General features: G+C 33.6%; 8 protein-coding genes. All 8 read right to left on the bottom strand.

What is annotated here, in order from left to right; all coding sequences use genetic code 11:
* Window positions 1-127 precede the first annotated feature (127 nt).
* Entirely contained in the window at window positions 128-1,471 is a 1,344-nt protein-coding gene (locus tag ACJJV4_RS00045; protein WP_405290852.1) for a Gfo/Idh/MocA family protein, read from the bottom strand.
* Between the two features lies 1 nt (window position 1,472).
* Window positions 1,473-2,855 carry a DUF1080 domain-containing protein gene (locus ACJJV4_RS00040; RefSeq protein WP_405290850.1) on the bottom strand — a complete coding sequence of 461 codons (1,383 nt, stop codon included), beginning with the start codon at window positions 2,853-2,855 and terminating at the stop codon, window positions 1,473-1,475.
* Between the two features lie 375 nt (window positions 2,856-3,230).
* On the bottom strand, window positions 3,231-4,397 hold the full coding sequence (locus ACJJV4_RS00035; protein WP_405290848.1) for a DUF5627 domain-containing protein: 1,167 nt from the start codon (window positions 4,395-4,397) through the stop codon (window positions 3,231-3,233).
* 39 nt (window positions 4,398-4,436) lie between these two features.
* Window positions 4,437-6,164 (bottom strand): RagB/SusD family nutrient uptake outer membrane protein, encoded by a 1,728-nt coding sequence (locus ACJJV4_RS00030; RefSeq protein ID WP_405290846.1) that lies wholly within the window; start codon window positions 6,162-6,164, stop codon window positions 4,437-4,439.
* Between the two features lie 27 nt (window positions 6,165-6,191).
* Window positions 6,192-9,188, bottom strand: a complete 2,997-nt coding sequence (locus ACJJV4_RS00025) for a SusC/RagA family TonB-linked outer membrane protein (protein WP_405290844.1) — start codon at window positions 9,186-9,188, stop codon at window positions 6,192-6,194.
* A gap of 110 nt (window positions 9,189-9,298) precedes the next feature.
* Window positions 9,299-11,194 (bottom strand): RagB/SusD family nutrient uptake outer membrane protein, encoded by a 1,896-nt coding sequence (locus tag ACJJV4_RS00020; protein ID WP_405290842.1) that lies wholly within the window; start codon window positions 11,192-11,194, stop codon window positions 9,299-9,301.
* A 12-nt stretch (window positions 11,195-11,206) separates the two neighbouring features.
* Window positions 11,207-14,344 (bottom strand): SusC/RagA family TonB-linked outer membrane protein, encoded by a 3,138-nt coding sequence (locus ACJJV4_RS00015; protein ID WP_405290840.1) that lies wholly within the window; start codon window positions 14,342-14,344, stop codon window positions 11,207-11,209.
* Between the two features lie 542 nt (window positions 14,345-14,886).
* Window positions 14,887-16,182 (bottom strand): tyrosine-type recombinase/integrase, encoded by a 1,296-nt coding sequence (locus ACJJV4_RS00010; RefSeq protein ID WP_405290838.1) that lies wholly within the window; start codon window positions 16,180-16,182, stop codon window positions 14,887-14,889.
* Between the last annotated feature and the right edge of the window lie 207 nt (window positions 16,183-16,389).

Raw genomic sequence — 16,389 nt, 5'->3', positions numbered from 1 at the left:
GAAGCTATCCTGCTGTGTCCTGAGATAATATGTGAAAATTTAGTTAATATTTTTCACATAATCCTGATTCAAAATAAAAAACCTCGTACACCAATTGGCATTTGAGGTTTTAAACAAATTGCTATTATTAAATGGTTGGCTCCCAACCGGGTTCATAAGTTCTAGACCACAGCTTCATGGCGTCTCTATTGTACATCATTCCGGTTTTATCGTCTATATCATAACCTTTATTAATTCTATAAGCAATATTTGCGTAATGTACCATAGCCATACTTTTACTCGCATCATCAATAGGTGCTGTTAGTTTTGATGTTCCTCTTATAGTATTAAAAAGGTTTTGAACATGTTTTGTTGATGTGTCTCCACCACCACCAAGTGCGGTTCCAGCTTCTTTTGATGACGAACTGTATTCTCTAACTAGTTTTCCTCTGCGATCGTATAACATATATTTACCTCTATTAATGAATACGGATCCTTCGGTACCATAGATAATAGTTCCTCGTCCACCTCCATAGGTGCTATAACTATTTCTGGATTTACCATCCCATTTAATGACTTTATTATCGGCAAATTTAAAGGTAGCCTCCATATCATCATACATTTCCCAACCATCGTTTACAAAGTGTCTCTTTTCTGCTTCAACATATACATGTTTTGGAAAATCGACTTGTAAAGCCCAACGCGCAACATCTAATTCGTGTGTTGCGTTGTTTCCTGCCTCGGCCGTTCCATATTCCCAACCATACCAATGCCAGTTATAATCCCACGTTTCAGAAGTATACTTTCTCCTTGGTGCAGGTCCTTGCCACAAATCCCAATCTAAACCATTAGGTATTGGAGCACTTTTCTGTAATGGTACTTGACCACGCCCATTATTATAGAAGGCCACTGCCTTATAAGGCTTTCCTATCACGCCATTATGAATTTCTTTCATAATTTCAATAGTATGCCCTGATGAACGTTGCTGATTCCCCATTTGAACGATTTTGTTATGGTGCTTTGCCGCTTTAACTAATTGTTCGTTTTCATACATATTATGGCTACAAGGTTTCTCCACATAGACGTGCTTACCGGCTTTCATTGCCAAAATAGAACCTGGAGTATGCCAATGGTCTGGTGTAGCGTTTATAAGTACATCTACATTTTTATCGTCCAATACTTTTCTAATATCATTTTCTAACTTCGGATTGTAGTTTATATGCTCTTTAAAACCGTCTAAAGCTTTTAAGCGTTGACTTTCCATGACATCGCATAGATATAATAATTTTGCATTACTTTTTTTTAATGCAATAGGCTGCTTAAAGGCCTGTAGTCTACGCCCTAATCCTGCTATTGCTACATTAATACGATCGTTAGCACCAATTATATTTTTATAGCTACTTGCCGACATAGCATTAGCTGTACCTGTTAAACTTGCTCCTAATGCCGCTACGGTTGTTTTTTTTATAAAATCTCTTCGGTTATTTCCCATTTTAATTTTTCTTTTTTTGTGGCACTTTAATTTTAATATTTCTAAAAGCTACTCTATCGCCATGATCTTGTAATAGAATTTGCCCCTTATCTAATAAACCAAAATTTGGCCATTTGGCATATTTACTTTCTGAAACTAGTTTTAAAAATGCTTTACTTCCGCGTTCATACTCCAAAACCTTAACATCATTTACCCAATGTTCAACATGATTATCTATCGATTTAATATATGCCGTATTCCATTCTCCAATTGGTTTTAAGGGCTTCTTGGTGTCTGCCTGAATTAAATCATATAAAGAGCAAACCGTTCTACTACCTTCATGCGAACCTCTTTTAGCATCGGGATGAAGCGCATCATCTAGAATTTGATACTCTAAGCCAATAGATGATCCAGGACCTTTATTTAGCTCGGTATCTACATAATATTTGATACCGCTGTTGGAGCCAGGAGTTAGTTTAAAATCTGCTTGTAACTCAAAGTTGCTATAATCCTGAGTTGTTACTATGTCTCCACCAGCTGTAGACTCTTCTCCTCCTGTAGCTAAAACAATAAGTTCTCCGTTTTCAATAACCCAACCAGACTCAGGAAATTTATCTAATTTGGCTCCTCTCCAGCCTTTTGTGGTTTTGCCATCCCATAGCATTTTCCAACCATCTTTCTTTTCTTGAAACGTAAGCATGTTTTTTGTTTCTATAGGTTCTAAAGGTGATTTATTGGAGTATTTTGCCAAATCTTCAGTTAATATTTTAGCGTTTTTCCACATAACTTGTTTTCCAAGTTTTTCCTTATTATTACCTATTGAATGCACTTGTAATCCAATAAAACCAGAGGCCGTTTTATCATCTATTAAATAGGCTGCTGGCACCTTATTAATCCAAGTTTTAATAGTATCACCAATTGCCTCAACACGATAATGATTCCATTCATTTTGCTTAAATGCGGCTTGTGCTTCAGTATTTTTATCTAATGGGTTTAACCATTTACGTCTTTTTTCATCATAAATACCACCACTCCAAGCTCTCTTCGATGGGTCTATCTCTATTTGGTAACCATGTACCATACCATCTCGATAATAAGGTAAACTATTACTTCTTATTTGGATTCCAGAATTCATAGTTGGATCTACTTTATATTCAATTTCAAATATAAAATCCCCGTATTTCTCATTTGTAGTTAAAAATGTATTTGGTGTGTTAGCCTTGGTCGTTCCAATAATAACGCCATCATTAACGTTATAGCTCGCCTCACCTCCCAAAATTGTCCAGCCTTCTAATGAATTACCTTGAATTAAATCTATCCAAGGTGTTTGTTCTTCTTTCTTAATACATGAAGTTATAATACAACATGCAATAACTAATAGCAGTTTAGTTGTGATTGTGTTCATAGTTTCATTCAAAAAATTTATGATGGTAAATAATAAAATTACGGATAAATAAAAAGAAACTCCACTTTAAAACTTAATTCCAAATGGAGATCATACCTAACTAACTCAAAATCTTTTAAACATATATTTCATATTTTATATATTTATCTTATTTATGACTGTCAATTTCTTATTTATATAATAAATCTACCCAAAATTAATATAGTATTGTAATAGTATAAATTTAAGGTGTTTTAAATAACAAACCGTCCTGCTGTATCCTGAAAATTATTTATTGCCGTTAAAGTAGATGGAATTTTTTTTAAATAAAAAAAATAGCGAAGGCATATTATGCTCTCCGCTATTTTTTGACTCATATAGTTTAAGCTATACTAATTAAGGCGTTTCTTTTAATTCTACAGTAAACTCTTCAAATTTTACGTCTCGGTCTCTTATTACCAAAGTATCTTTAACTGTATGCAATAAATCAAATGTTGATGTTGTTGTTGAAACTAAACTACCAAAAAAACGGCTTTCTGTAACTTCAACCTCTGTTTCTCTGTATTCATAATCTAAGTAAATTACGTCTCGACTTTCTCCGCCCCATTCATCGCCATTTTCTACAAATTGCCCTGTACCTGATACAGTAACAGTACTAGATGGATCAGCATTAGTAATGATAATTTCTTCATTATCGTTAAATGTCAATAATAAAGACAACTTGTTATTGGTAGCAATACCTGGCCTTCTAACACTAATATTAGTAATTGCGCTTGTCCTTCCTGCAGTTGATACTGGCAGTAATTCATCTTGCACAACATTATCTGCTCTATAAACTGTAGAGCCTTCAATGTCCTCTGAAGCTGTTACTGTGGGATCACCATTTTCAAAAACTGTTACCGATTCGTTAGTCCCTGAAGCTGCATCCTCACCGCGTCTTAAATAGACACCTTGATATTTGTTCATAAACTTAATACCAAAAAGTGTATAATCTTTAGGTTGTGTTTCCCAATCTGTTTCTCGTATTTTAATAGGATTATCTACAGCTGGCACCCCTGTTAGAAGCGAATCTAATTCCTCATAATCTGTAATTCTTAATGGAATTACATAATGCACTTCCTCAAATTCTGCAAATGATTGTGGGTCATCAAAAAATGCATCTGTAAGTTGCACCGGGATAACCCCTTTTGTAGAACCTGAAGGAATTGTTACAGGACTTTCTTGCTCAATTGTATAATAAGAAGACGGTAATACTTTGACGTTTACTGAATCTACCCCAGCCAATAGACTTGCATCTATTAGTTCGGGAGCCATCTCAAAATGTACTATACGGTTTTTATTATTATTATAAACTCCCGACATAATAACTCCGATTTCGAATCGACCATTATTATCGTTATCATTAAAACCTAAATCGTACTTACCCTGAATTAGTGTTCTTACAGGGGTTTGAAATGGAAAATATACTGAAGTTGAACCAAAATCGTCAAATTCATTTTCTTGATTCTCACAAGCCATTAAACTAAATGCAATAGCCAGTATTATTACTAATTTTATTTTCATGTCTAATATTTTTTAATTCTTTTATGGTAAACAATTATACTACCATCCATTGTTCTGCTCAAGTTCTGAAAATTTTATCGTTTCAGCATTTGGAATTGGCATATAAGTAGCAAACGGTTGATAATTTCTAATTTCAACAGACGGTAACTCTACATAATTACTGCCATTATAAAAGTACCCCTTGGCCGCTTCATTTAAGGGTAATCCCCATCTTCTAAGATCCCAAAACCTGTGTCCTTCAAAACTAAGTTCTATACGACGTTCATTTCTAATAAGTTCTCTCATATCCTCTTGACTTGTAATAGATGCCAAGTAATTATCTGGTGAAACAATTCCGGCTCTATTACGTATTCCTGCAATTACATCTCGAGCGGTAATTCCATTAACCTGATAATCTGGACCACCAATTTCATTAGCAGACTCTGCTAATATTAAAAATAATTCAGTGTACCTAAAATACACGTCAGCATGTCGTTTCCCTGATTTTGTTCCATCGTTATTAATTCTAACATCTGGATGTAATAATTTTTTGAGGTAATATCCCGTAGTTGTTGATTGCTGAGGAATAGAATCTAATCTATCATTTCCGCCACCAACACCGGTATTAATTATTCCTCCACCATAAGATGCGCCATTAACAACCACATACTTTTCTAGTCTAGGGTCTCTATTAGCATAAGGGTTTTGCGGGTCGAAACCATTGGCCTCAGTTGCAGGGTATCCGTCTTGCATAGGGAATGCCATAACAAAGTTATGTGTTGGATTAATCTCTCCCCTTCCATTAACTGAAGGTGGAAACATTCTTTCCTCATAAGTTGTACTATTACCTCCTATTGAACCACGCCATAACATTTCACTACTAACGATATTATCATCTGATGCATAAAACTCAACACCTGTTGGCTCTAAACCTGCAACACCACCAATTGTGTTTAAAATTTCGGAGGCATTATTTGCCGCCATGTTATAATAGCTTTGATCATTTAAAAATGATGGACTAGCAGCAAAGAGTGCCAAACGAGCTTTTAGTGCTTTTACAATTCTTCCTGAAATTCGTAAATCAAAAAAGTTATCATTTACTACTTGATACTTATTGTAATCAAAATTTTCTAAATTTGAGTACCATGGGTCTACATTTCCTTCACTTAATCCATAATCTGTTGGCAATAAACCTAACGCTTCATCAAAATCTTTCATAATAGCCTGTACAGAAGCTTCAAATGATAAACGCGGTATATTAAAATCACCGTCAGACTCAACAAATTCAGTAAAGTATGGAATACCTAGTAACTCACCAGATTCGCCTACTCCAGCATGTGCTTGTAGTACATAAAAATGGTGTAATGCTCTAAGTGCAAGTGCTTCTCCTTTCAAACGCATATTAAACATTTGGTTAGTTAAGGTATCTATACTCCATTGCATTTCTTGAGCGTCAACAATTTCTAGAAATCTGTTTGCCCAGAATACGCGCTCAAAATTATTCCAACGGGATGCAGGATTAAATTGTGCGTTTAACTCGCCAAGAGCCATTCTCTTGTAGTTATTATCCAAAATATTATTTACAGCGTCATCTGTAGCTGCTTCAGAAAATGAATATTGATTAACTAAGTTAGAATATCCATTTAATAATATTCCTTCTGCTGCATCGGGATTCGTGCTAACAAAATCAAAATCTAACCTGTTTTCGTCAATTGGTTCCAGAGTATCACAGGCAATCATACCAGTAAATACCAGCATAATTAATATATATTTTATTAAATTTTTCATTTTATTTATCTTAATTTTCTAATTATATTAAAATGACGCTCTCACACCTAGAGTAAAAGACCTAGTTAGTGGTGAAGAACCAATTCTTAATTGGCGAATATCTTTGTTTTTTGCTATTTCCAAGAGGTTAGTTCCTTGTAAATTTAAACTCAAATCTTCCATACCAAGTTTGTTAGTTAAATTATCATTGAATTCATAGGTAAATTGCGCACGGTTGATAGTAAAATAACTCGTGTCGAACAACCAAAATGAAGATGTTTGAAAGTTATTAGAGTTATTTTGTGATGACAACCTTGGAAACGTTGCAGTATCTGCCGTTTCTGGTGTCCAACGCCCTAAAGTAACTTCAGAATATTTAACATCACCATTAACACTATAGTAATTATTATAAGTACTACTTAACTTATTACCATCTGCTCCTGTTTGCCCTGTACCTAGTATGTATAAATTAAATGCTTTATACTTTAGGTTTAGGTTTACACCATAGCTCCAAGGGCTACTAGACTGTCCGATTTCAATTCTGTCATTATTGTCAATAATATTATCTCCATTTTGATCCTGATATTTTATATCTCCAGGTTGTACATTTCCGAAATTTGGAACAGGTTGACCTGCATTTAAATTACCATCTGTATCAAAATCAGATTCCGCATAAAAACCTTGATCTACTAATCCAAAAATTGAAGATAGTTCTCTCCCAACTCTGTTTTGATAGTCAAACTCATTTAATTCAGAACGTTTTAAGGCTTTAGTTTGGCTGTATAAAACATTGGCACCAATTCCCATAGAAAAATCATTATAGGTTTTATTATAATTCATTCCAATTTCAAAACCAGTATATTCATTTTTATTAAAATTATTATAAGGCCTAAATGTATCATAATAAGATGGGTATTGGGCATCTAAAAAATCTACTTGTTTATCTAGTTCGGTTTTAAAATAATTAAATTCTAACCAAAGTGAATTCATTACATAACTTTCAAAACCAATATTTAAGTCTATACGTTCTTCAAAACCTAAATTTAGATTTTGTCCTTGTGAAATATTTTGTCTGCGGTTAGCATTTGTATCTGCCCAAGTAAAATTGTTTCCTTCAGAATAGTTTGAATCATATAAGTAATAACCATCAATACCTTGATCGGACTTTATGATACCTCCTGAAGCCTTTAATTTAAGGTAGTTAAAAAATTTACTATCCTTTAAAAACGGTTCTTCACTTAAAATATAAGCAACACCAGAAGTTGGTGATAAACCACCTCTATTACCTTCCGCTAGTTTTAGGGAATTAACGTAGGTTCCACTAAAATCAAAAAACAGTTTCTTTTTAAAATTATAAGCTACTTGAAATCCTAAATGAGCATCAACATCCGTTTGAATTACATCATTTGTCTTTTGTGAATTATAATATCCTAATAAAGTAGTACTTAAAGCATGGTCTTTTGCAAAACTGGTTTCATAATTAACTAGTCCATAAATACCAAATCGAGATACAAAACCATTAGTACTAACATTTTCAGTTTGATCTTTTAGGTCTTCACCAAAAATACCAGAATTATCTGCAAAAGGGTTAAGTGGATCATCATTATTAATACCAAAATTAGTGACTCTATCGCCTTCCCAACCTGGTGCATATGTTTTATATTGATTATTTATGGATAAATTATAAGAATCATAAAAATCAAAACTCAAATAAGTTTTAGCCGTTAAACCTTTCGTTATTCTGTTTAAGTCAAAATTAATTGTATTGTTAAACTGCGTAGAACGAAACACCGTATTTCTATAACCACCGGCAACAGCAAGTGCTATAGGTGCATCTGTACCAAACTGTTGTGTCGATCCTAACAGAAAACCATTAAACTTACGCGCCGCTTGTAACTGACCAGCAACCGTTGAGTCACTAATATCTACGAGATCAACAGGTATAAATGGTGAATAGGTATTAGGCTTAAAAGTAGTACCCTCACTCAATAAATCAGCTCTTGAAGATTTAGTTGTGCTAATAATAGCAATTCCATCTAGACTACTAGTAATCCAATCATTTATTTTAAAATCGATATTACCTCTTACGTTAAACCTATTAGTTCCTGCATTGATATCATCATTTATATCAACCCAAGCATCTTCACTAGTCCATCCTACATTAACATAATACTGATTTTTTTCATTTCCACCGGAAAACTCAGAAATAATACTTGTAGAATTTATAAAGGGTTGCACAAATTCATTTGAATACAGGTCTACATCTGGATATTTGTATGCATTAGATCCAGATCTAAATTCTAGTATCTCTGCTGGATCAAAAAGATCATCTAACCCATCATTATTCCGAGCTTCATTAAAAAGTGTCATATATGCAGCAGAACTCAAATAGTTTGGCAAAGCCCTAGGTGCTTTTATTCCAGTTCTTATATTCACATTAATTTCTTTTTTATTAACTTGACCGCGTTTGGTATTGATAACAATAACTCCATTTCTTCCTTGACTACCATATAATGCCACAGAATTAGCGTCTTTAAGAACCGTTATCTGCTCAACCTCCTCCATATTTAAAATATCAGGATCACGCCCAATAACACCATCAATAACAAAAATAGCACTACCAATACCTCTAATATTATCAGAACCTCTTACTCCTGGTGTTAAACCATTAATGTAATCTCTTACCCATTGCGTGTTGTCGTAAGTTAAACGATCTCTTGTGTTTATTGATGATACTGCTCCTACAATATCACGACGAACTTTTGTGGCTACTCCCATCTTAATTTCGTCATCTTCAGAAGCGAGAAAAGGAGATTTCACCAAGGTAATAGTACCTGCTAAATCAGACATATCAACAAGTTCTGACTCGTATCCTTTTTTTTCAATTACAACAGATTCATCACTAAGCAATGGAATTTGAAACTGTCCATTAGCATCCGAAGTTGCTTTATCTCCACTTGAGCTAAAAACAGCAGCTCCGCTTAAAGGGCTACCTTGCTCATCTACCACAGTTGCTTTTACATCGGTACTCTTTGTTTGGGCCATTGTAACATTACTTAAGCCAAATAACATTAAGCAAGCTAGAGTAAACAACCTATATAATTTATTTATCTTCATTTTTTTCTTTATATTAATTAAAACGAATTTGTACATGACTACCAACCTGGATTTTGAGGGAAGCCCTCATAAATTTGCGTTTGTTTAGCTTCAAACGGTAACCAATAGTGTTGTGGGAACTCACAAATTCTTTCGACAAGAAGTCTCTCTGTAAAACTAGATCTGTCTTCTGGAAAATCTAATGCTAATTTTCTCTTGTATTTATCTAAATGTGCTATTCCCCATCGGCGAATATCTACCCACCTATGAGCTTCATAACTTAACTCTACAGCTCTTTCTCTTCTAAGTTCATCCATAAACTTGTTATTATCTGCAACTATACTAGGATGCACATTAGGAATACCGGCGCGATCACGAAATAAATTAATAGCTGCCTCGGCAGTTAAGCCATAAGACGCCGGTGCTGTAGTTGCTCCCTTAGATGCATGTAATGCTTCTGCATACATTAAATAAACATCTGTTAGTCTCATGTGCATACGCATACCAGAATATTGACCTATAATATTATTCCATTTACTATGATACTCACCATCTACTTTAGGATAAAATTTGGTCCACATATAGCCTGTTGTAGATTTTTTATTATCAAAAATTGTTCTACGGTGTATACCTGCATCACCTGTATTTTCATACCAAAGTTGTGCAAATCTGTGTTGTGCGTTTGCCCCTGTTGCTTTTGGTGCTACCTCCTCACCATCGATAATATGCCATCTATAAAAACGTGGATCACGATTTTCAAAAGGCTTAGTAGGGTCAAATAATGGGGTTCCGTATGCGCCACTAAGATCATCCTCGATAGAAAGTCCATTAGACATTCCAAAATTGTTATGAATATAATTATGAGTAGGTGAGATACTTTCCGAAACGCTACCATGTATGTCTCTATTTACTCCCGATGTCATAAATCTTTCTACTTGTTGTTGATTACCTCCTCCTGCAGAAAACACATATTCTGTACCTCCTGGCCATGCGTTAGGTGTTGCTGTTTTCCAAAACACCTCATCATAATCTTCCCAAGAAGCTAATCCATAGCGTCCTTGGTCAGCTAATTTAAGAATCCCAGCAAAAGCATCAACAGCCATATCACATAACTCTGTGTCATATTGATACGTATTAACGCTTCCGTTATTTCCAAACATTAAAGGGCTTGCTGCTAAAAGTAAGTTTTTACCTTGAAAAGCATAAGCTGTTCCTTTGGTTAGCCTACCCTTATTTTCTCCTAAAGTTAATTGTCCATAATTCTCGTTATCCCAATTTACAGGTAATAACTCAATAGCTCTTTTATAATCTTCATTTGCAAGTAAAGCTACTTCTTTATAGGTTTCTGGACGTGGTATTTCAAAATCATCTATTAAAACTCTATCAATGTATGGATAACGTCCCCAGAATTTCATAATCTCATTATGGAAAAATGCTCTAAAAAAATAAGCCTGTCCTAGAATTACGTCTTTTTCTTCTTGACTTGCATTTACCATTAAATCAATACTCTCAATGACAATATTAGCTTTACGAATACCGCGTAAGCTACCATCATATAATCCAGGTCTTTGTCTATTAAAAGCATTAATATTATCAACATTGGCTGAATTGGTTCCTGTTGAACCATAGTCTGCTCCTTGGTGATTATTAAAGTAAGCAAAATTATCAGATATCACAGCATTGAAGTTTCCTGCATCAATATCACCACTTATTTTTTGTTCTCGATTAACATGCCCATCATCACCCAAAAGAAAATCTTGAAAAGTATGTGTTTGCGTTTCATAAGATACTACTGAGGCATACATTTCTTCAACGAAACCTTGAGTATTTTTAAAGCTTGAAAAAACTTCTTCTTCATCTATGACTGACTCTGGTGCTTGATCTAAATAATCCTCACATGAATACGATAATGCGAATCCTAGGATTATTAATAAATTTATTTTATAGTTTTTCATTATTTCTTTTTTTTAAAAATTCATATTAAAACCAAAGTTGAATCTTTTAAGGGTAGGATAATCTCCTCTAGACTGTGCATCGCTAGACGTATTAAATTCTCTATCATCAGGCATATTAGACCATAAGTACAGATCGTTACCGTTCGCAAAAACTTGAAGTTTCTTCAGCCCAATTTTTTCACAAAACTCACTAGGTATATCATAAGTTAAAGAAACTGCTTTAAGCCTTGTTAATGAACCATCCAACCAAGAATCTCTAGGATTGGTAGCTCCATTTGCTGACCATGCAGGTTGTGTATCTGTATTATTGGGCGTATCTACGGTCCAATAATCTAAATCGTGCGTATAAATCAATGGTGTTTGTTGCGTAAAGGTATTATTACTAAATTGTCTAGAAGTATTTTGAGTACCATACAACTGTGCCGAAAGACTCCACCCTTTATATCTAGCCCCTAGAGTAGCACTCCAGTTTCTTTGCGGTTGTGATGGATAACCAAACGGTGCATTATCAAAATTAGAATTATAAATACCATCTCCATCAAAATCAACAACGTCATAATACCCTACACGTGTTACGTTCTGATTGTTTATTACTGGTGTTGACATATATACATCATCCCAGTTGGTTAAAATCCCTGCAGGAATGGCTGTTCTTGATTGCCCAATAGGATAACCAGCAAACCTTTGATAATCAGGTCTAAACAACGGGTCGTCTCTTGATATCACTTTATCTACCGCTTGGGTATAATTAAAATTACCAAATAGATTTAACCCGCTTTCGAAGGTATGATTGGCACCAAGAACAAGCTCAAAACCTCTTACCTCAACTTCACCGGTATTAAGATCTGGAGGCGTTGCACCATAGAAATCTGGTACACTAAGGTCACTCCCTAGAACTACAATATTATCACGATTTTCCGCAAAATAATCAAACTCACCAGTCAACAAACCATCAAATATAGAGAACTCAGCTCCTATGTTATATTTAACCGCTGTTTCCCACTGAAGGTTTGGATTACCCACTAAATCTTCTCTATAAAATGTGTAAGGCGATCGTCCTGCTGTACCTTGATATGAACTTGGCACTAAAAATGCAGAACCATATACAGGGCCTCCATTTGCCCATTGGGTAATATATCCAAACCTATTTGAAGAATTATCATCTCCAACAAGACCGTAAGACCCTCTAAATTTAAGTTTATTTAACCAATCGGCATTCTCTAAAAAAGCTTCATTTGAAGGCGTCCAACCTAAAGCTAAAGAAGGAAAGAGGTCAAAACGAAATTCTGGACCAAATTTTTCAGACCCATTGTAAGCTCCATTAATATCTATAAAGTACCTTGAATCGTAATTATAAGTTACCCTTCCTACCCAATCTTCTCGGTATCTTGGAAAAACACTGCCTTTTGCAGTTTCTTGTCTTCTCATTAAAAACAGCGCAGTAAAATTATGTTTCTCTCCAAAAACGGTATCATAATTTAAAGAAAAATCATAAACTAAACTTCTTTCTCTTTGACTATTCTCAACACCTGAGGTGCCTAAAGTCCAAGGATCTTGAACATAATCAAATCGACTACCATCAACATCTGGAATATTAAACTGCTCACTATCACCATCATAAAATCTATATTGTACACCTCCATCATTTAAAGATTGCTTACTTCTCATATTATTATCCAGAGAAAATCGCCCTTTGAAAGACAGGCCTTCAGCTATAAAGTCTAATTTTTGCTTTAGTATAAAATCTGTATTTACTTGGAAGTTTCTATAAGTATCATACCCCGAAGCCGACAAAGCAACAATAGGATTATTAAAGATAAAAGCTGAATTTATAGATTGCCCATAAAAACCATCTGGATATACAGGTGTATATAAGTTTGGAGCTATTTGATAAATTCCATTTGTAACGTTACTCACACTAGTTGGATTTTCTCTAACCCCTAAAAAACCAGAAAGATTAACAGATAACTCTGTAGTGCTTGTAATATTAAAATCAATATTACTTCTAAAGTTAAATCTATCGTATCTAAACTCGCCTAAATTTCCTCGTCCATTATCGTACTTTCCTCCATCAAAAATATCACTTACTGTTTGATAAGCTAAACTACCGAAATACTTAGCGGTTTTATTACCACCACGAACAGATAAATTAACTCGATAATCTTGGGCAAAATCTTTCAATAACTCATCCTCCCAATTCACATTAGGGTAAATATAACTTTCTTCAAGAGAAGCAGGGTTACGGTATTTATCAAGAATAGCCAATGGCGTATAATCTCCCCATGAGTTTGGTGCAACAGATAATTCTCTAAGAATTGAGCTATTTGCTTGTGTTATCGCATTATAAGAATCTAATTTCTCTGGTAATTGCGATACCATTTTAACGGTTGTATTAAAATTTAGAGACAATTCTGCTTTTCCTGGTTTCCCCCTCTTAGTGGTAATTAATATTACACCATTTGCACCTTCTACACCAAAAACAGCCGTAGCAGAAGCATCTTTAAGTACAGATAAGTTTTCAATATCATTCATATCGATATCTGTCATTGACCGCTTAACACCATCTACCAAAATAAGAGGACCTCCATCACCATTCCATGAACTTAGTCCTCGAATAAATATTCGTACGTTATCCTCGCCAGGAGCTCCACTACCTTCTATTGCAGTTACACCTGGTAAATTACCTTGCAATGCCTCTTCAACATTAGTTATACCTGCTGCCCTTTGCATTAAATCTGCTCCTTTTACTTGAGTAATAGCTCCTACAACACTCTCTTTTTTTTGAGTGCCGTACCCAACTACCACTACTTCATCTAGACTTGCTATATCTTCTTCTAGAATTACATCAATAATTTTTTTTCCATTTACAGGAATTTCAATGGTTTTAAAACCTATGTAAGAAAACACTAAGGTTTTATCTCCTGTTGTTAATTCAAATGAGTACTCCCCGTCAAAATCTGTTGAAGCCCCACGACTGGCTCCTTTTTGAATGACACTTACACCTGGTAAAGGTATACCACTACCATCCTTAACGACACCAGAAATCCTTTCTTGAGCTTGAACTTTAAAGCCCGTTAAACTGGAAAGCACCAGAGCAAGCATTAGCACAAACCCAAAGACAGGACATTGTCTTTTAAATTTTTGTTTCATTTTGAGTTTTAGTTTTAACATGTTATAGTTTTGTTTTAGTATATATGGCTATTGCATAGTAGAAGTGCTATGCCATTACAAATATGATAACAATTTTACGATTATTGTAATGATTCTGTATCCTGCTCTATCCTGTGGAATAGTTTTTTTTAAATACACAACTACAATCAATTTGACATTTAATACTATATTACCATTAAATAAAGTTAATATAACAGAAGGTATAAGTTCAAGCTAACATCTGGAACAACAAAAAAAGAACCTCTTTAAAAGGACATAGATAAATTTATTGTAATTAATTATCTTATCCTTTTAAGCAATAAAAGACTAATTTCTGTACTTTTTGAAAAAATGGGTTTTGAAACTTCAATTGCCCAAATTAAATAAAATTTATATATTTTTATTTAATCAATTGTAAATTAGGAAATGGAGTGTAATTTGGTGAGTAAAATTTATGAAAATCCATAAACAGTATGGAACCTTAAAAAAACTGGTTTATTCTTCATTCTCTGGAGTCTTTTAGAAAATGCTTTAGTAGAACTTTAAAAATTAATAACCTTATCTAATGCCTCATCGGTATCTTTTTGAACAAAGTTTGACTGATACATTATAGTAGTTGTCACGGAAGAATGTCTATATAATTTTTGTAACAGTTGAATAGGAATTTTATCTCCAGAAATGTTTCCAAAACTATGACGTGCAATATGCATACTAATTTTTTTATCTATTCCAGCTTTTTCTGCAACTATCTCTAATCTTCTATTAAAATTCCTTGTTGCTGTTTTTATCCTAGTTCTTATTAATTTTTCGTCTGCCACATTAACGTCTTCAAATTCTTTAAATAAATATATTGAGTTAGTATCCCTATCAAGTTTATTTAAAATATTCAATACTTTATCGGGTATCTTTAATGAGACTAATTTACTATTCTTCCCCATTCTATAATGTAATCGATCATCTAAAAAATCCTTCCATTTCAATTTCAACACATCACTAACCCTTATACCAGCAAAATAGAAACTAATTAACCAAACATTTAAAGCATACTGTTGCGCATTTGAAAGCCCAATTATGTTTTCAAGAATTCTGATTTCATCAATATTCAACCCTACCTTTCTAGTTTCTGGAAATCTAATTTGATATTTCCCTTTTCCAAAGGGATAAAACTGAATATTGATTGCAGATTTAGTTATTCCTAAATTAAAAATAGTTCTTAATGTTATCATGTAATTTGCAACTGTCCTTGCTACTAGTTTTCTATTGTTTAACAAATAACTCTCGAACTGCTTCAAAAGTTCAAAATTTAACTCATTAAAATTAAGACTTTTCTTTTTTATAAACTCCCTAAAAATTTCGATGCGCTTAAATTCTATGTCAAATTGGTGAAATTGTTTTCTATCTTTTATAAGCTGTAAATAATACTGCGCAACAATGAAGAAATCATCTTCTACTTTCGAAATAATTTTTCTCTTTATGTATTTAGAAGATAAATTATCTTCTTTAATTTCAGCATTAAGCAAACTCTTATTAGCTTTGGATAATTTGGTGATGATAAGTTGATTAATTTCTAAATAATCGGGATGTGAATTTTTTACACGACAATTCTTAGAATCCCATTGATTCAATTTAATAGCTTGTCCCAAATAAATATATACAGGTTTCCTATCCTTAATAATTCTTATAGTTATAGGATGAAGATTTTTCGAATTTGGTCTTTTAACTAAAAATGGGGTTATTGATGACATAACTATTTGGGTATAAAATAAAAATACAATTCTTAAATAATTAAACGCTGCTAAAACATAGCTAAAACATTCCTTGATATCAATTGCATACATTTGATATCAAATAAATTTAAAAAGGCATTAAATAATTGATTTTAAAGGTATTAATATTAATATTATATGTATTGCTCTAAATTCATAACTCGGAGGTCATGGGATCGTGCCCCATTCTCGCTACAACATTTAATCGATTCAAAACAAACGGTTTAGTTCACTCTAAACCGTTTTTTTATGCTTAATATAAACGAATTCATTACATTT

Origin of the sequence: Algibacter sp. Ld11 (genome assembly GCF_045066735.1) — a bacterium.
Lineage (GTDB): Bacteria > Bacteroidota > Bacteroidia > Flavobacteriales > Flavobacteriaceae > Algibacter.
Note: the sequence above shows the minus strand (reverse complement) of the source record. Positions and strands in the feature narration are given on the sequence as shown.

Excerpts from the sequence above, each read along its gene's own strand:
- ACJJV4_RS00045 (WP_405290852.1), bottom strand. The coding sequence starts at position 1,471 with ATGGGAAATAACCGAAGAGATTTTATAAAAAAAACAACCGTAGCGGCA.
- ACJJV4_RS00040 (WP_405290850.1), bottom strand. The coding sequence starts at position 2,855 with ATGAACACAATCACAACTAAACTGCTATTAGTTATTGCATGTTGTATT.
- ACJJV4_RS00035 (WP_405290848.1), bottom strand. The coding sequence starts at position 4,397 with ATGAAAATAAAATTAGTAATAATACTGGCTATTGCATTTAGTTTAATG.
- ACJJV4_RS00030 (WP_405290846.1), bottom strand. The coding sequence starts at position 6,164 with ATGAAAAATTTAATAAAATATATATTAATTATGCTGGTATTTACTGGT.
- ACJJV4_RS00025 (WP_405290844.1), bottom strand. The coding sequence starts at position 9,188 with ATGGCCCAAACAAAGAGTACCGATGTAAAAGCAACTGTGGTAGATGAG.
- ACJJV4_RS00020 (WP_405290842.1), bottom strand. The coding sequence starts at position 11,194 with ATGAAAAACTATAAAATAAATTTATTAATAATCCTAGGATTCGCATTA.
- ACJJV4_RS00015 (WP_405290840.1), bottom strand. The coding sequence starts at position 14,344 with ATGAAACAAAAATTTAAAAGACAATGTCCTGTCTTTGGGTTTGTGCTA.
- ACJJV4_RS00010 (WP_405290838.1), bottom strand. The coding sequence starts at position 16,182 with ATGTATGCAATTGATATCAAGGAATGTTTTAGCTATGTTTTAGCAGCG.